The organism is Empedobacter tilapiae (assembly GCF_004785645.1).
In the GTDB taxonomy this organism is placed as follows: domain Bacteria; phylum Bacteroidota; class Bacteroidia; order Flavobacteriales; family Weeksellaceae; genus Empedobacter; species Empedobacter tilapiae.
On the sequence record NZ_SRPE01000015.1, the window covers coordinates 69,196 to 86,879 of the forward strand.

The window sequence follows — 17,684 nt, forward strand, 5'->3', positions numbered from 1 at the left end:
ATAGACTAAGTCACAGAAATGTGGCTTTTTTTGTATTTTTGCAACTTCTTACAAATGAACATGGAGAAAGATTTTATTGAAGTTTACGGAGCACGTGAACATAATCTAAAGAATATTGATGTTAAGATTCCTCGTAACGAACTTGTCGTAATTACAGGATTAAGTGGAAGTGGAAAATCTTCTTTGGCTTTTGATACTATTTATGCAGAAGGTCAGCGTCGCTATATAGAGACATTTTCTGCTTATGCACGTCAATTTTTAGGAGGATTGGAACGGCCAGATGTGGATAAAATAGATGGATTATCTCCTGTTATTGCTATCGAACAAAAAACAACTAATAAAAATCCACGATCTACAGTAGGAACAATTACAGAAATTTATGATTTTCTTCGTTTATTGTATGCACGTGCTTCCACAGCTTATTCAGTAGAAACAAATGAAAAAATGGTAGCATACTCTGATGATCAAATTATCGAGTTGATTCGTGAGCAATATGAAGGAAAAAAGATTGCAATTCTAGCTCCAATTGTTCGTTCACGTAAGGGACATTACCGTGAAGTCTTTGTAACATATTCAAAAAAAGGTTTTCTTGAAATGCGGATTGATGGTATTTTACAAGATATCACACCAGGAATGATGTTAGATCGTTATAAAACTCATGATATTGAATTATTGGTTGATAAAATGATCCTGAATGATAAAATCAACGATCAACGTTTACGTTCAAGTATCGATCATGCGATGCACCAAGGAAACGGGATTACAATGGTTATAGATTATGAAACAAATGAATCACGTTTCTTTTCTAGATCATTAATGTGTGCTACGACTGGTGTTTCTTATGCATTACCAGAACCGAATACATTTTCGTTTAATTCCCCGAAAGGAGCTTGCTCAACTTGTACGGGTTTAGGTGAATTGAAAGTGGTAAATCATGAGAAAATATTTCAAGATAAAGATAAATCGTTATTTGATAATTTGGAAGAGTTATTTGAAGCGTTGAAAACTTCTTCTCGAATAGAAAAACAATTAGAAGCTATTTTTGTAAAACATAATGTAGATCAAAAAACTATTTTCAAAAAGCTTCCGCAAGAATTACTCGATGATGTGATGAATGGTTTGAAAGAAACTTTGAATGTCGATTTGAAATTTGCATCAGTAAAAAAAACTTACAAAATTGATTTTGAAGGATTAAATGAATTCCTTTCTGAAATAATGGAAGATAAGAATAATCCATCGTCAAGCTCTATTAGTAAGAAGTTTGGAAAAAAAGTTGTTTGTCCAATTTGTGACGGAAAACGTCTAAAAAAAGAATCACTTTTCTTTCGTATCGATCATAAAAATATTGGTGAAGTTGCCGAAATGGATCTTAAATCTTTACAAAAATGGATTGAAGAGGCACCTGTTTCGATGACAGCAAATCAACAGCAAATTGCTCATGAAATTCTAAAGGAAATTTATACACGTTTATCATTTTTATTAGATGTAGGATTGGATTATTTGAGTCTTAATCGTTCCTCGAAAACTCTTTCTGGAGGAGAAGCGCAACGAATTCGTTTAGCAACTCAAATTGGTTCTCAACTCGTAAATGTATTGTATATTTTAGATGAACCAAGTATTGGTTTGCATCAGCGTGATAATGTGAGATTGATTGATTCATTAAAGAAATTACGTGATATCGGAAATTCAGTTTTAGTTGTAGAACATGACAAGGACATGATTTTGGAATCGGATTATGTAATTGATGTTGGACCAAAAGCAGGAAAAAATGGTGGTCAAATCGTTTGGGAAGGTGAACCTGAACAAATGTTAAAATCAAATACACTAACATCGAAATATTTAAATAATCAGTTGCAAATAGAAGTTCCAAAAGAACGTCGAAAAGGTAATGGGAATGAATTAAAACTTTTTGGAGCATCAGGAAACAACCTGAAAAATGTAAACCTTACAATTCCATTAGGAAAGTTGGTTGTGGTTTCGGGCGTTTCGGGCTCAGGAAAATCGACTTTGATTAATGAAACATTGTACAGAATTCTGAATCAGCATTTTTTTAGAGCAGAAAAAGATCCGATGCCTTACAAAAAAATCGAAGGTTTAGAACATTTGGATAAAGTAATAGAAGTTGATCAATCGCCAATTGGCCGAACTCCTCGCTCTAATCCTGCAACATATACAGGAATTTTCTCTGATATTCGTTCGTTGTTTACAAATTTACCTGAAGCGAAAATTAGAGGTTATAAACCAGGGCGTTTTTCATTTAATGTAAAAGGAGGTCGTTGTGAAACTTGTCAGGGAGCAGGTTTACGTGTAATTGAAATGAATTTTTTACCAGATATTCATGTTGAATGTGAAACATGTAATGGCAAACGTTTTAATCGCGAAACTTTAGAAGTTCGTTACAAAGGAAAATCGATTTCGGATGTGTTAGAAATGACAGTAAATGAAGCCGTAGAGTTTTTTGAGGCAATTCCTAAAATTTATCGTTATGTAAAAATGTTACAAGATGTTGGTTTAGGATATGTTACGCTTGGTCAGCAATCAACAACATTGAGTGGAGGAGAAGCGCAACGTGTGAAATTAGCAACAGAATTAGCTAAAAAACAAACAGGAAAAACTATTTATATTTTAGATGAACCGACAACAGGTTTGCATTTTGAAGACGTTAATGTATTGATGAAAGTGATCAATAAAATTGTTGAATTTGGAAATACAGTTATCATTATTGAACATAATTTGGATGTGATAAAATTAGCTGATTATGTGATTGACATTGGTCCTGATGGAGGAGGGAAAGGAGGAAAAATAGTGGCAGAAGGTACGCCAGAAGAAATCATTAAGAATCCGAAAAGCGTGACAGGAAAATTCTTGAAAGACGAATTAAAATAAATCATAAAAAAAACATCTAAAATTTTAGATGGTTTTTTTATGATTTATAATCCGATTGAAACTCCCATAAATGGTTGAAAACCTGAAGAAAATATACTTTCGTTTTCTTTGTATAAAACATTGTACATAACACCAGCCTGAAATCTTATTGGTCCACTAGATTGATATCCTGCTCCCAACCATAACGCAGATTCATCTAAATCAAACTCATAAATACTGTTGTAATATGGCGTGCGATCGTTATATTTTTGTTTCCCTGTATAGTACATATAATTAGCTCTCAAGAAAATATTTTCAATTGGAAAAAAGTTAATGTAAGGACCAACATTAAACAAATTCTGTTTTACATAATCGTCTTTTGCATACTGATAACCTGCCGTCGCGCCCAATTCTAAATTGTTTGCAACCATGTAACCTACACTTGGAGAAATATTAAATCCAAAATAGCTGTTATTCCCAAAAGATAGTCCCAAACCACCTCCAAAACGCCAATTATTATTAAGCGTTTGATTTTGATTTATTTGAGAAAAAGCTGTGTTGGCTAGGGTTAAAGAAATGATAAATAAAAGAAACTTTTTCATAGAAATTTAATTAATTTTTAACTTTTAAAAATGGCTTTAATTGAAAAAACCACTATAAATTTGTCCAATCAAAAATAATTATTCTGTTTTTAATTAAACAGTGTTAAGATTAAAATTGAAAGAGACGTTCATAATTTTTAATTATAAAAGAATAGAAATAAGATTTGAAATATCTATAATTTCTAGCTTTTCTGGTTTTATCTTTGCAATAGTAAAGTTAATCAAAATAGACAATATAAAAATTTAAAGAAATGAAATTATTATCTCCAGAAAAAAAACAAAAAATTGCTGATATTTTAATTAAATTATTAGCAGATGAACATATTTTATATTTAAAAACAAGAAATGCACATTGGAATGTAGAAGGTCCTGATTTTCAGACTATACATGTGTATTTTGAATCGTTATATAACGAATTACAAATTGTTATAGATGATGTTGCTGAAAAAATTCGTCAAAAAGATGTATATGCCCCAGCAACTATGGCAGAGTATTTGCAGTTAGCTCATTTGTCAGAAGCAAGGAAAACAGAAAACAAAGATAGTTTAAGTTTTATTGCTGATTTACTACATGATCATGAAGTTATTATTGACTTTTTGGCACAAGCTGTAGTAGAAATTGATGAGTTCAATGATATTTCAACTTCGGATTTCTTAGTTGGTTTATTAGAACAACATCAAAAAACTGCTTGGATGCTTAGATCGCATCTAAAATAAAGTTGAACATTATTTTACTTCATAAGTTTTTAGTGTTAATTCATATTAGTGTTAATTAGGTTGAGCCTTGGATTTATCCAAGGCTTCAGCTTTTTAAAGAGGTTTGTTTTATCCTTCTACTTCTTTTATTTCTGCTTCTAAAGCATTTGTTTTTACAGAAGCTATTCCATTTTTAGCACCAGATTCTGTTTCGTAAGATTGACTTGTTCCTATTACTTGTCCATTAGAAGCTTTAAGGTTAAAATGCCATTTTCCAGAAACACCTTCTTTTAATTCGAATTTAGATTCGTCTTGCGAGTTTTTACGGACTGATTCAATTCCGTTTTCGCAGCTTGCTTTTTGTTTATAACCTTCGCTAGCCAAAATATTTTGCCCATTTTTAGCTTTCAAACGAAAACGATATTCTCCTGCTTTGTCTTGATAAATTTCGAACATAATTTTTAAATTTTTATAAATATTTTATCTTGTTGATTAATATAAATTTATAAAAATTATTTGATAATTATCAATCTATAAAATGTTTACAAAAAAAATCCTGAAAAATTGTTTTCAGGATTTCTGTTTTTTATGGAATTCTTTTTAAATCATCAATGTTATGTTTGTGCATATACAAAGGAATATGTTCTACAACAACATCGTTTTTCTCAAGACCAAAAGATTTCGGAATATTGAATTCTATTTTCTTCAATAGATAATATACTTTTAATGTAAAAAACTCTTTCATGCTCAATTTTGTTTCAATTGAAGGAAATTTTTCAATTAAAACAAATTTCATGTCAGGATCTTGATTATATTTTTTTAGACATGGACTTAGGTATTTTAGTTGTAATTCTCCATTAGCGTACATGTCATTAATTACTTTTTTAATGTATTGTTCAGTTTTTGGTTGTACTCTAAATCCAATATTGAAAGTAATTCGATAAATTTTTTGATCTACAATTGGCAAAATCTTATAATTCAATGTGTATGGTTCACTATCTCTACTAATGTTGATAAACCAATAAACATCTGCTCGTTTAGGTCGTTTTGATAATATAGACTGAATACTATATTTCTCTATTGTTTTGGGATTTGTAGATTTTGTCAAATAAAATAAGAAAGTTGAATATTTATTAATCGTCTTATCTTCACTTAATTCTGTTAGAACATTCGCATAACGTTTGATTTTAACAAATTCAAGGTTTCGAGAATTAAGGATTTTTCCATAAAAACTACAATACATTATTACAAAGAACAGCCATCCCATTAATAATGCTAAATATCCACCATCAACAAATTTGACAACATTTGCAACAAAGAAAGAAGATTCTATCGCAACAAAAATTGACAAGATTGCTACAATAAATACTTTGTTGAATTTTGTATAATAGTTGAGGTAATAGGATAAAAGGAATGTAGTCATTAACATGGTAACTGTAATAGCAAGTCCGTAGGCGGCTTCCATATGGGACGAATCTCGGAAATATAAAACAATAAAGACACAGCCAGCCCATAACATAAAATTGATTGTAGGAATGTAAACTTGGCTTTTGTGCTCGTTTGGTTGAATAATTAATGTTCGTGGCCAGAAACCTAAATTAATTGCTTCGTTGATTAATGTAAAAGAACCTGTAATTAAAGCTTGTGAAGCGATAATAGCCGCGCCTGTTGCAATACAAATTCCAGGAATTAAGAACCAATCAGGCATCATCTCATAGAAAGGATTTCTTCCATCCATCATTGGATCGTCTTGATGCATTAACCATGCTGCTTGTCCAAGGTAATTAGCGACTAAACAGATTTTAACATAGATCCAGCTAATACGAATATTTTTTCTTCCACAATGTCCTAAATCAGAATATAAAGCTTCAGCTCCTGTTGTACATAAGAATACAGCTCCAAGAATCCAAAATCCGTGTGGATAATTCATTAATAAGTTATAAGCGTAATAGGGGTTTAAAGCTTTGATAATGCTTGGGTGATGTACGATATGTAAGATTCCTAAACCCAAAAGCATTGTAAACCATAAAACCATAAATGGTCCAAATATTTTTCCAACTTTATTCGTTCCAAATCGTTGAAAGAAAAATAACATAGAAAGAATGAAGATTACAATAGGTATAGTAGGGAGATTTTCGAGTCCGTTTAGCATTCGAAGTCCTTCAACTGCGGAAGAGACGGAAACAGGGGGAGTGATAATTCCATCGGCGAGTAAAGCAGAAGCTCCAATAATGGTCGGAATAATAAGATTTTTTCCTTTTTTCTTTATTAATGAATACAAAGAAAAAATACCTCCTTCGCCATCATTATCTGCTTTTAGTGTCAACCATACATATTTAATAGAAGTTTGAAAACATAAAGTCCAAAAAACACAAGATACGCCTCCATAGACAATACTCTCTTCAATCACGCGATTCTCGCCAATTATCGCTTTCATTACATATAAAGGACTTGTTCCAATATCACCGTAAATGATTCCAAATGCGATTAATAGCGTTGCCGCTGTTACTTTGTTCATCGTATGGTTTGATTCCATAAGCAGTATTTTAAAATTTCTACGAATGTATGTCGTTGAAAAGAGATTAAACAATCTTATTTATTTATAATATAAAAGCTACTTTATATTTATTTTCGATTTTATAATAACGTATTTATACACTATAGTTTTTTTTAGTAATATATGAATAAATAATACTATTATTTATTCATAGTAATTATTTTTTAATGTAAATTTAATATTCTAGTCATTTGATAAATAGTAAATTGTATTAAATAATGTTAAGATAAATTAAATTTTAAAACTTTATTATGCTTGCATAATAAAAAAAGATTATATTTGTTAGACATACACTAAAATATGTTAAGAGAAGATTTAACGATAGATTATTTATTACGTTCAACATGGCTTTCTGTTCAGAAAATGTATAACGAACAAGCAGGGGCTTACGATTCTACAATGGTGTATGCATTTACATTATTATCTATTGATCCAAAAGGAGGGACACCAAGTACATCTTTAGGACCAAAGATGGGGATAGAACCAACTAGTTTGTCGAGAACATTAAAAAACTTAGAAGCAAGAAATTTCATTGTAAGAAAACCAAATCCAGAAGATGGACGAAGTGTGTTAATCACTTTGACTGAAGAAGGATTAAGAATGAGAGATATTTCAAAACACTTTGTATTACAGTTTAATGAATCAATTAATAATCACATAGAACCTGAAAAAATGCAAGTTTTTTTGGAAGTGATTTATAAGATTAACCAATTAATATCGGACAAAAAAATATTTAAAAACAATTATGAGAAGACACGTTAAACACGTAACTGTATTAGGATCAGGAGTGATGGGTTCTGGTATTGCATGTCATTTTGCAAATATCGGAGTCGAAGTCTTGATGTTAGATATGGTTCCTCGCGAGCTTACACCACAAGAGCAAGCGAAAGGACTTACTTTAGAGAGTAAAGTAGTTCGTAACAGAACTGCTCAAACTCACTTAGATGCTGCTTTAAAGAGCAATCCTTCACCAATTTATGACAAAGCATTTGCTTCTCGTATAACTGTAGGGAATTTTGATGATGATTTCGAGAAGATTAAAAACTCGGATTGGGTAATAGAGGTTGTGATCGAGAGATTGGATATTAAACAATCAATTTTCGAGCGTGTAGATAACTTCCGTAGACCAGGAACTTTAGTAACTTCTAATACTTCTGGTATTCCAATCCACTTGATGGCTGAAGGTCGTTCAGAAGATTTTCAGAAACATTTCTGCGGAACTCATTTCTTCAATCCGCCACGTTACTTAAAATTATTCGAAATTATCCCAACTCCTCAAACAGACAAATTTGTTGTTGAGTTTTTCCAAAACTATGCATCATTATTCTTAGGTAAAACTCCAGTTTTATGTAAAGATACGCCAGGTTTTATCGGGAATAGAGTAGGAGTTTACTCGATGGCGAAAGTGATGGAATTGGCGCAAGAAATTGGATTAACAATTGAAGAAGTTGATACCTTAACAGGTTCTATTTTGGGTCGTCCAAAAACGGGAACATTCAAATTGGGTGATTTGGTTGGTTTGGATACAGCATATAATGTAACAAAAGGTTTGCAGCAAAATGCGCCAAATGACGAAATGATTCAAGGTTTGAAAGATTCAAAATTTTTGAATTTCTTAATCGAGAATAAATTCTTAGGAGATAAATCGAAAAAAGGTTTCTATTACAAAGAAATTGACAAGGACGGAAATACAAATCGTTTTGCCTTAAATCTTGATACATTAGAATATCGTTCAATGGAACGCGCAAAAGTTACAGCTGTAGAAACTGCTAAAAATGCGGGTTCTATGCGTAATAAATTAGGTGTTTTATTAAAAGATTCTGGTAAAGCTGGAGATTTAATTCGTAAACATTTTGCTTCATTATTTGCTTATGTTTCGCAACGTGTTCCAGAAATTTCAGATGTACTTTATCCAATTGATGATGCCTTAAAAACAGGTTACGCATGGAAATATGGTCCATTTGAAACATGGGATTTAGTTGGATTACAAAACGGAATTCAATTAGTAGAGTCAGAAGGTTTCAAGGTTTCGGATTGGGTAAAAGAATTAGCAGCAACTGGTGCAGATTCTTTCTATAAAATCGAAAATGGTAAGAAATTATTCTTTAATCAATCATCAAAACAATTTGAATTAATTCCTGGTCAAGATGCTTTCATTATTTTAGATAATATTAGAAAAACGAATGAAATTTGGTCAAACCAAGAAACATCTATTCAAGATTTAGGTGATGGAATCATCAATATTGAGTTCCGTTCTAAAATGAATTCTCTTGGAGGTGGAGTTTTACAAGGAATCAATAAAGGAATCGAGTTGGCAGAAAAAGATTATCGTGGAGTTGTAATTGGTAACCAAGGAGACAATTTCTCTGTTGGAGCTAATTTAGCCATGATTATGATGATGGCTGCAGAACAAGATTGGTGGGAATTGAATATGGCAATCAAAATGTTTCAAGATACGATGATGCGTGTTCGTTATTCATCTATTCCAGTTGTTGTTGCTCCTCACGGAATGACGCTTGGTGGAGGTTGTGAAATGTCGATGCATGCGGATAAAATTGTAGCTGCTGCTGAAACTTACATTGGTTTGGTTGAGGTTGGAGTTGGATTAATCCCAGGTGGTGGAGGTTCGAAAGAATTTGCGCGCCGTGCAACTGAATTCGCCTTGAAAGATGATGTAAAAGTAAATCATTTGCGCGATAATTTCATGAATATCGCAACTGCGAAAGTAGCAACTTCAGCTTATGAAGCGAAGAATATGGGAATTATTCGTGAGCAAGATATTGTTGTGGTAAATGCAGAACGTCAAATTGCAGAAGCGAAGAAACATGCAATTATTATGGCAGAAGCAGGTTATACACAACCAATTCAACGTAAAGTAGAAGTGTTAGGAAAAGAAGCGATGGGAATGTTCTATGTCGGAACAGATTCTATGGTTGCTGGACGTTTTGCTTCGGATCATGATCGTTTAATTGCGAATAAATTAGGATATGTAATGACAGGTGGTAATTTATCTGAATCAACTTATGTTTCAGAACAATACTTGTTAGACTTAGAGCGCGAAACATTCTTATCTCTTTGTGGAGAAAGAAAAACATTAGAGCGTATTCAGCATATGTTAAAAACAGGTAAACCGTTGCGTAATTAAAATTGTAGTATTGAGATTTTAGATATTAGTAATGAGATGCATAAGCTTGAGGATTTAATAATTTGGAAAAAAGCGATTGAGCTGACAAAACAAGTTTACTTGATTTGTTTAGAATTACCTCAAGATGAAAAATTTGGTTTGACAAGTCAAATTAAAAGAGCAGCAATTTCAATTCCTTCTAATATTGCGGAGGGAGCAGGAAGAAACTCGAATAAAGAATTCATTCATTTTTTATCTATAGCAAATGGTTCTTCTTATGAATTAATGACTCAATTAATTCTAGGAATGGAATTACAATTATTGAAAAAAGATAAAGTAGAGTACATCATTTTATTATTAAATGAAATTCAAAAAATGAATTATGTATTTCAACAAAAATTAAAATCTAATATCTAACATCTAAAATCTAACATCTAAATTTTTAAATAAAATGAAACAAGCATATATAGTTACAGGATATAGAACAGCTGTAGGAAAAGCGCCAAAAGGAACATTGCGTTTTACACGTCCAGATGAAATGGCGGCTACAGTAATCAAGCGCTTAATGCAAGATTATCCAACTTTAGATCCAGCACGTATCGACGATTTAATCGTAGGATGTGCGATGCCAGAGGCAGAACAAGGATTGAATATGGCACGTCTTATCTCATTAATGGGATTAGATACAGACAAAGTTCCAGGTGTTACAGTAAACCGTTACTGTGCATCAGGATCAGAAGCAATTGCGTTGGCAGCTGCTAAAATTAGAACAGGAATGGCAGAATGTATCATTGCTGGTGGTGCAGAATCGATGTCGTATATCCCGATGGGAGGTTACAAACCAATTCCAGAAACAGATTTAGCGAAAGATCATCCAGATTATTACTGGGGAATGGGATTAACAGCTGAAGAAGTTGCAAAAGAATTTAAAGTTTCTCGTGAAGACCAAGATTTATTTGCATTCAATTCGCATCAAAAAGCATTAAAAGCAAATGCTGAAGGAAAATTTGCTTCTCAAATCGTTCCGATTGATGTTGAATATAGTTTCTTAGATGATAAAGAAAAAGTTCAAACAAAGAAAATTGATTTTAAAGTGGACGAAGGTCCACGTGCGGATACATCGATCGAAGGTTTAGCAAAATTACGTCCTGTTTTTGCACAAGGAGGTTCGGTTACGGCAGGTAACTCTTCTCAAATGTCGGACGGAGCAGCTTTCGTAATGGTGATGTCAGAAGATATGGTAAAAGAATTAGGTCTTGAACCAGTTGCGCGTTTAGTTGCTTATTCTACGGTAGGTTTAGCGCCTCGTATTATGGGAATGGGACCTTTGTTTGCAATTCCAAAAGCATTAGAACAAGCAGGAATGAAATTAGAAGATATTCAGTTAATCGAATTGAACGAAGCTTTCGCTTCTCAATCAGTTGCAATTATGCGCGAGTTGAATTTGAATCCTGATATCGTTAATGTAAATGGAGGTGCAATTGCTTTAGGACATCCACTTGGATGTTCGGGTACGAAATTAACAGTGCAGTTGTTACATGAAATGGAAGCGCGTAAAGCGAAATATGGAATGGTAACCATGTGTGTTGGTACTGGACAAGGAGCAGCTTCAATTTTCGAATATCTAAAATAAAATTGTATGAAGTAAAATGTAGTATACTACATTTTACTTCATACATGATACAATAATACATCTAAACAACAAAAAATATGTCTACAAATCCAAATAGATTAATCGGAGGTCAATATTTAATCAAAGATGCCTCTTACAATGATATTTTCACTTACGAAGATTTATCAGAAGAACAACAAATGATTTTGCAATCTGCAAAAGAGTTTATCGATAAAGAAGTAGTGCCTAAAAAACACCAAATCGAGAAGAAAGATTATGCGTTGATTGAAGAATTAATGCGTAAAATTGGTGAATTAGGTTTATTAGGAATTTCTGTTCCAGAAGAATATGGAGGAATGGGAATGGGATTCGTTACTACAATGTTAGTGTGTGACTATATTTCTGGAGCAACAGGTTCGTTAGCGACAGCTTTTGGAGCGCATACTGGAATTGGAACAATGCCAATTTTATTGTACGGAACAGAAGAGCAAAAACAAAAATATTTACCAAAATTAGCAACAGGAGAATGGTTTGCTTCTTATTGTTTAACTGAGCCAGAAGCAGGTTCTGATGCAAATTCTGGGAAAACAAAAGCTGTTTTATCAGAAGATGGTAAGGAATATATCATCACAGGTCAAAAAATGTGGATTACAAATGCAGGTTTTGCAGATTTATTCATTGTTTTTGCACGTATCGATGATGATAAAAATATCACAGGGTTCATTGTAGAAAAAGATAAGGCTGGTGCTGGATTCTCTTTAGGAGAAGAAGAAGATAAATTAGGGATTGTTTCTTCATCAACACGTCAAGTATTCTTTAACGAAGTTCGTGTTCCGGTTGAAAATCTTTTAGGAGAAAGAGATGGAGGATTTAAAATTGCGATGAATGCATTGAATGTTGGTCGTATCAAATTAGGAGCAGCGTGTTTAGATGCACAACGTCGTATTTTAGATTATTCTTTACAATATTCTTCAGAACGTAAACAATTCAATACGTCAATCAATACGTTTGGTGCGATTAAAGAGAAATTAGCTGATATGGCTGTTTCTGCGTTTACTTCAGAAGCGGGTGCGTATCGTGCGGCGAAAGATGTGCAAGATGCAATCGAAGATAATATTGCGAAAGGAATGCCTCATAACGAAGCGGAATTAAAAGGGATTGAAGAATATGCGATTGAAGCTTCTATTTTAAAAGTTTGGATTTCCGATGCAGCGCAGGATTCTGCTGATCAAGGGATTCAAATTTATGGAGGAATGGGGTATTCAAAAGAAATGCCAATGGAAGCAGCTTGGAGAGATGCACGTATTTCTAGAATTTACGAAGGAACAAACGAAATCAATACCTTATTATGTGTATCGATGTTAGTAAAACGTGCATTCAAAGGAAAATTAGATTTAATGTCTCCTGCAATGAATGTGGCGAACGAATTAATGTCTATTCCATCGTTTGATGTTCCAGATTATTCAGAATTATTCGCACAAGAAAAAGAGATTATTGCAAATCTTAAGAAAGCGTTTTTTATGGTTGCAGGTTCTGCATTACAAAAGTTTGGTGCAGAATTAGAGCAACATCAACAATTGATTATTGCGGCTTCTCGTATTATGCAAGAAATTTATATGGTTGAATCGGCTATGTTACGTGCAGAAAAAATTGCAAATGTAAAAGGTGCTGATGCAGCTAAGAATGCAGAGAAATTAGTTCAATTACAATTATTCAGATCGGTTGAAATTATTAAAACAGAAGCTACACGCGGTATCGTTTCTTTCACAGAAGGGGATGAGCAACGTATGATGTTATCTGGTTTAAGAAGATTTACACGTTACAACGAATATCCAAACGTAGTTAATTTAAAAACTGAAATTGCAGATTTATTAATCAAAGAAAATAAATACACTTTTTAAGTATATTTTTATTACAAATTATTTAAAGCAGTCAATTTATTGACTGCTTTTTTATTTTTAACATGCTGAAATTTAATTTGGTATATCGTTTGATAAATCTAGACTAAGTACTAGTCTTTATATAAGTTAGTTGAGTTTTCATGGTACTTAAGTTTTAGTAGAGAAAAGCCTCAGTTGTTCCCAATTGAGGTTTTTTTTGTGTTTTGAGTTTAAAGTTTATTCATTAAAAATAAGCAAGTTACAATCATTTTATTTTAAAAAAATGATTGTAAAGAAATGAATCGTAGTAACTTTAGTAAAAATATTAACTTAAAACTAAGGTTATGATAATTAATGCAGCAATTCTTACTCTGACAATGTTTGCGACATTTAGTATTATGTGTCTAGTCAAATTAAACGAATTAAAAAAGTTGAAATAACTTAAAAACTCCATTTAATAGAAATGGAGTTTTTTTATTTTATAATTTATATTTACTTCAATTAATACATTCGAAATGAAAAAAAAGTTAGTCGTTTTAACCGGAGCTGGAATTAGTGCTGAAAGTGGGATTTCTACTTTTCGAGATGCCAATGGTTTGTGGAAAAATCATGATATTATGGAAGTCGCTTCGATTGATGGTTATCAAAGAAATCCAAAATTGGTTCAAGAATTTTATAATGAACGTAGAAAACAATTATTTGAAGTTGAACCCAATGCGGCGCATTTTTTTCTGAAAGATTTAGAACACAATTTTGAAGTTGCGATTATTACCCAAAATGTAGATGATTTGCATGAAAGAGCTGGTTCTTCTAAAGTGATTCATTTACATGGTGAATTGAGAAAAGCACGAAGTGAAAAAGACGAAAAATTGATAATAGATTGGAATAAAGATATCAAACTTGGAGATCTGGCCGAAGATGGAAATCAACTCCGTCCGCATATTGTATGGTTTGGTGAAATGGTCCCAGAAATAGAAAATGCAATTGATGAGGTTTTAACAGCAGATGTTTTAGTGATAATTGGAACTTCAATGCAAGTTTATCCTGCAGCTTCGCTCAAAGATTATGCAAAACCAAATGTTCCAATTATTTATGTTGATCCATCAGATACTTATACAGATTCATCAATTACGCATATTAAGAAGAGGGCAACAGAAAGTATCGAAGAATTAAAAACAATTTTGAATATTTTTTAATCTTTTACGTTTTAATGTTGGTTAATTATTTAAAATGATATGAAGTATATATTTCTACCATTATTTGTTTTTTCTATCAATGCGGCTGCTCAAGAGCTGAATCCGTTTTATCAATCAGTTGTTGAGCAAGTGAAATACGATTCTGTCCATCAAAAATTGCAAAAGTTTCAAGATTTTGGAATTAAAACTGTTGGATCTTCTGCTCATAATAATACATTTACATGGTTGAAATCTTATTATACTACTTATGGTTATACAAATATTGAGCAACAATCGGTTAATGTATATGGAAATATTGGGTATAATCTGATTGTTACAAAAATAGGTAAAAAATATCCTGAAGAATTTATTATTATCGATGGTCATTATGATACATTAAATGGGCCTGGAGCAAATGATAATGGTTCGGGTACAGTAACTCTATTAGAAATTGCTCGATTAATAAAAGATATCGAAACAGATTATTCCATAAAATTTATTCATTTTACAGGTGAAGAACGTGGTTTAATAGGAAGCCAGGCATATGTAAATCAAATTGCAGTTCCTCAGAATTTAAAAATTAAAGCTGTTCTGAATATTGATGAGGTAGGAGGAGTGGCGAATAAGGTAAATTCAACAATTGTTTGTGAGCAAGATGAAAGTAATCCTACGTCTAATAATGCAATTTCAGCTGAATTAACCAATCAAATGGCGAATATTTTTCCTTTGTATACGACTCTAAAAACTGAAATTTCGAATGCTTATAGTTCCGATTATATGCCTTTTCAGGCGGTTGGTTATCCTATAACAGGTCTTTTTGAAAAAAATGAAACACCTTATGCACATACTTCTCAAGATATAATAGATAATTTAGATTTAAATTATCTGACAGAAGTAGCGAAAGGAGCTTTGGCGACTTTATTGCATTTTTCTCAAGCGCAGGAAAAACTGAATGTAAAAGAAAACGCTATTTCTACATTACAAATTTATCCGAATCCTGTTCTTAAAAACCTTTATTTTTCTCAAGTTTTGCAACAACCGATTATTACAATTTACAATGCAGCGGGAAAACAGGTATTTCATCAAAAATATCAAACCACAGTTTCGCAAATTAATTTAGAACATCTTACTTCAGGTATTTATTTCGTCAATATAAATGCAAGTCAATATACTTTCAAGATTTTGAAGAAATAGGTAATTACTATTTTTTAGATGAGCTATTACTTATCAAAAGTATTTTAAATAAAAAAACAAGGAAGATTGTATTGATCAGTAAAAGTTTTGCTTAATAGAAGTTTTGTCTTTTTACGGATATCAATCTTATTTACATTTCAGTTTTTTTATTAATTTTATTAAAAGACTTAAGGCTTATGTTGTAATCTTAATAAAACTATATCATCTATGACACAGATTAAAAAAGTAATTCTGCTATTCTTATTAATAACTTCAAAGAATGTTTTTTCTCAAACGCTTAGTTTTGAAAATTTAAATAAGTATCTAGATTATATTGAGAATAATAATTTAGGAGTTGGTAGTATATCAATCTTTGAAGAAGATAAAGAAGTTTATCAAAAAAGCTTTGGGCAGAAAAATATTCAAAATTTAAATTATGATAACAATACTAAATATCATGTTGGTTCTGTAACTAAAATGATTACGGCTACATTAGTTTTTAAGTTAATTGAAAATAATCAACTAAAATTGACGGATAAATTATCGGATTTTTATCCTCAAATTCCAAATTCAGAAATTATAACAATTAAAAACTTGTTAGAACATACAAGTGGTTTAGGGAGTTATGTTGTAAAAGATGGAGAAGTATGGATAACGAAGAAAGTGACAGAAGAAGAAATTCTTGATTTAATAATAGAACAGGGTGTGATTTTTCAACCTAATGAAAAAGTTAAATATTCAAATTCAGCATATTTTCTATTGACAAAGATTCTTGAAAAGAAATATAAAAAATCTTTTTTTAGAATTTTCAATACAGAAATAGTAAATCCGTTAAATTTAAAAAATATAGCTTCTATAAAATCAGATCCGAAAAATATATTTAAACCTTATAAATTTGATAATAATGAATGGTCGGAATTAAAAGAAGAAATTTATTTTCCGAATGTTATAGGTGTAGGAGATATTGTTTCAACTTCCAAAGAATTAAATGTTTTTATTAATAGTTTATTTCAAAATAGAATAATAAATAAGGAAACTTTAGAAGAAATGTTACCGATATTGAATAAAGAAGATTGGGGAAGAGGTATAGCTACTTGGACTTTTGATGATCATATATTTTATGGTCATGGTGGAGATACTCTAGGATCGCATGCTCTTACAATTTATAATAAAGAAGATAAATTATCTATTTCTTATAATACTAATGGGGAAAGAATTTCTAAAGAAGAGTTTGTGAAATCTATTGTTTATGCGCTTTATAATAAAGAATTTAAATTTCCTGAAATCAAATAATACAATAATAAACATTAGCGAATAAATTTAAGATTGATTATTTTATTGAAATTAGGCTTCTTTTTATTATAATTAAATGTAATAGATAGTTTGTGATATATGTGTATCCATTCTTCTGCTTTATTCAATCTCTAGTAAGCTGCAAAAAAAATATAAATATTAGACTAAAAGGTTTTTAATTATAAAGATAATAACAGTTAATCAAATTTTTGCGGTTTATATCATTTACAGAATCATGATCTTTTTCTTAGTTATTTATTTTTTTGAGAAATGATTTTTACAAGTTTTTAGGTGTGATAAATCCAGAAACTCCATATTTATTCTACATAATATATAAGAGCATTTTATTGTATTTTCAATAAATCTCCCGATTTCTGGATGAATCTTATATTATATACTTAATAATTGATTCCACTTTGGCTACAACTCTTCTTTATTTTACAACCACAAAGTATCCATTTACTAGATTGAACAGGTGTTTTTGTATTGAAAAGTTAGTTATTTGATAAAACTTTCAAAAAATATTTTACGTTGTACCAATCACTTAAGGAAATAATGTAAAATAAATGTAAAGTATGTTTGGAAAAACGAATAATCCAACCGTATATTTGCAATCCCAATACGAAAGACGAGTAGTATTGTAGTTGACATAAGGGCTTATATAGCGACAAAAATTTATTTAAAATAAAATTTGCGAGTTTAGAAATA

13 protein-coding genes are annotated in these 17,684 nt (G+C 31.2%); 10 read left to right on the plus strand and 3 right to left on the minus strand.

Features of this window, described 5'->3' with window-relative positions; genetic code table 11:
* Nucleotides 1–54 precede the first annotated feature (54 nt).
* Nucleotides 55–2,886: an excinuclease ABC subunit UvrA gene (gene uvrA, locus E4J94_RS16525; RefSeq protein ID WP_135836891.1), complete on the plus strand. Its 2,832-nt coding sequence runs from the start codon at nt 55–57 to the stop codon at nt 2,884–2,886.
* Between the two features lie 44 nt (nt 2,887–2,930).
* On the opposite strand, the gene E4J94_RS16530 is transcribed toward uvrA, so the two are convergent.
* Nucleotides 2,931–3,467 carry a hypothetical protein gene (locus tag E4J94_RS16530; protein ID WP_135836892.1) on the minus strand — a complete coding sequence of 179 codons (537 nt, stop codon included), beginning with the start codon at nt 3,465–3,467 and terminating at the stop codon, nt 2,931–2,933.
* Between the two features lie 251 nt (nt 3,468–3,718).
* Between E4J94_RS16530 and E4J94_RS16535 the strand changes: the two genes are divergently transcribed.
* Nucleotides 3,719–4,183, plus strand: a complete 465-nt coding sequence (locus E4J94_RS16535) for a Dps family protein (RefSeq protein ID WP_135836893.1) — start codon at nt 3,719–3,721, stop codon at nt 4,181–4,183.
* A 108-nt stretch (nt 4,184–4,291) separates the two neighbouring features.
* Here the strand turns inward: E4J94_RS16535 and E4J94_RS16540 are convergent, their stop codons facing one another.
* Both E4J94_RS16540 and E4J94_RS16545 read right to left on the minus strand, forming a co-directional pair.
* Nucleotides 4,292–4,618, minus strand: coding sequence for a YegP family protein (locus tag E4J94_RS16540; RefSeq protein ID WP_135836894.1), 327 nt, complete (start codon nt 4,616–4,618; stop codon nt 4,292–4,294).
* A gap of 130 nt (nt 4,619–4,748) precedes the next feature.
* Nucleotides 4,749–6,698 (minus strand): KUP/HAK/KT family potassium transporter, encoded by a 1,950-nt coding sequence (locus tag E4J94_RS16545; RefSeq protein WP_135836895.1) that lies wholly within the window; start codon nt 6,696–6,698, stop codon nt 4,749–4,751.
* Nucleotides 6,699–7,019: 321 nt separating this feature from the next.
* Between E4J94_RS16545 and E4J94_RS16550 the strand changes: the two genes are divergently transcribed.
* The 8 genes from E4J94_RS16550 (at nt 7,020) to E4J94_RS16585 (ending at nt 16,976) form a co-directional block, all read left to right on the plus strand.
* Nucleotides 7,020–7,481: a MarR family winged helix-turn-helix transcriptional regulator gene (locus E4J94_RS16550; protein ID WP_135836896.1), complete on the plus strand. Its 462-nt coding sequence runs from the start codon at nt 7,020–7,022 to the stop codon at nt 7,479–7,481.
* Nucleotides 7,465–9,864 (plus strand): 3-hydroxyacyl-CoA dehydrogenase/enoyl-CoA hydratase family protein, encoded by a 2,400-nt coding sequence (locus E4J94_RS16555; protein ID WP_135836897.1) that lies wholly within the window; start codon nt 7,465–7,467, stop codon nt 9,862–9,864. Before E4J94_RS16550 ends, E4J94_RS16555 begins: the two co-directional genes overlap by 17 nt.
* 36 nt (nt 9,865–9,900) lie before the next feature.
* Nucleotides 9,901–10,260, plus strand: coding sequence for a four helix bundle protein (locus E4J94_RS16560; RefSeq protein WP_135836898.1), 360 nt, complete (start codon nt 9,901–9,903; stop codon nt 10,258–10,260).
* A gap of 34 nt (nt 10,261–10,294) precedes the next feature.
* Entirely contained in the window at nt 10,295–11,476 is a 1,182-nt protein-coding gene (locus E4J94_RS16565; protein ID WP_038336965.1) for an acetyl-CoA C-acyltransferase, read from the plus strand.
* A 77-nt stretch (nt 11,477–11,553) separates the two neighbouring features.
* Nucleotides 11,554–13,356, plus strand: coding sequence for an acyl-CoA dehydrogenase family protein (locus E4J94_RS16570; protein WP_135836899.1), 1,803 nt, complete (start codon nt 11,554–11,556; stop codon nt 13,354–13,356).
* 494 nt (nt 13,357–13,850) lie between these two features.
* Nucleotides 13,851–14,531, plus strand: a complete 681-nt coding sequence (locus E4J94_RS16575; protein ID WP_135836900.1) for an SIR2 family NAD-dependent protein deacylase — start codon at nt 13,851–13,853, stop codon at nt 14,529–14,531.
* Nucleotides 14,532–14,570: 39 nt separating this feature from the next.
* Nucleotides 14,571–15,704: a M20/M25/M40 family metallo-hydrolase gene (locus E4J94_RS16580; protein WP_135836901.1), complete on the plus strand. Its 1,134-nt coding sequence runs from the start codon at nt 14,571–14,573 to the stop codon at nt 15,702–15,704.
* 207 nt (nt 15,705–15,911) lie between these two features.
* The gene (locus E4J94_RS16585; RefSeq protein WP_246034363.1) at nt 15,912–16,976 is read left to right on the plus strand and encodes a serine hydrolase domain-containing protein; all 1,065 of its coding nucleotides are present in this window, start codon (nt 15,912–15,914) and stop codon (nt 16,974–16,976) included.
* Nucleotides 16,977–17,684: the final 708 nt, after the last annotated feature.

What these genes read in the sequence shown, in the direction of transcription:
- E4J94_RS16570 (WP_135836899.1), top strand. Translation starts at nt 11,554, where the DNA reads ATGTCTACAAATCCAAATAGATTAATCGGAGGTCAATATTTAATCAAA.
- uvrA (WP_135836891.1), top strand. Translation starts at nt 55, where the DNA reads ATGAACATGGAGAAAGATTTTATTGAAGTTTACGGAGCACGTGAACAT.
- E4J94_RS16535 (WP_135836893.1), top strand. Translation starts at nt 3,719, where the DNA reads ATGAAATTATTATCTCCAGAAAAAAAACAAAAAATTGCTGATATTTTA.
- E4J94_RS16580 (WP_135836901.1), top strand. Translation starts at nt 14,571, where the DNA reads ATGAAGTATATATTTCTACCATTATTTGTTTTTTCTATCAATGCGGCT.
- E4J94_RS16555 (WP_135836897.1), top strand. Translation starts at nt 7,465, where the DNA reads ATGAGAAGACACGTTAAACACGTAACTGTATTAGGATCAGGAGTGATG.
- E4J94_RS16530 (WP_135836892.1), bottom strand. Translation starts at nt 3,467, where the DNA reads ATGAAAAAGTTTCTTTTATTTATCATTTCTTTAACCCTAGCCAACACA.
- E4J94_RS16585 (WP_246034363.1), top strand. Translation starts at nt 15,912, where the DNA reads ATGACACAGATTAAAAAAGTAATTCTGCTATTCTTATTAATAACTTCA.
- E4J94_RS16560 (WP_135836898.1), top strand. Translation starts at nt 9,901, where the DNA reads ATGCATAAGCTTGAGGATTTAATAATTTGGAAAAAAGCGATTGAGCTG.
- E4J94_RS16545 (WP_135836895.1), bottom strand. Translation starts at nt 6,698, where the DNA reads ATGGAATCAAACCATACGATGAACAAAGTAACAGCGGCAACGCTATTA.
- E4J94_RS16575 (WP_135836900.1), top strand. Translation starts at nt 13,851, where the DNA reads ATGAAAAAAAAGTTAGTCGTTTTAACCGGAGCTGGAATTAGTGCTGAA.
- E4J94_RS16565 (WP_038336965.1), top strand. Translation starts at nt 10,295, where the DNA reads ATGAAACAAGCATATATAGTTACAGGATATAGAACAGCTGTAGGAAAA.
- E4J94_RS16540 (WP_135836894.1), bottom strand. Translation starts at nt 4,618, where the DNA reads ATGTTCGAAATTTATCAAGACAAAGCAGGAGAATATCGTTTTCGTTTG.
- E4J94_RS16550 (WP_135836896.1), top strand. Translation starts at nt 7,020, where the DNA reads ATGTTAAGAGAAGATTTAACGATAGATTATTTATTACGTTCAACATGG.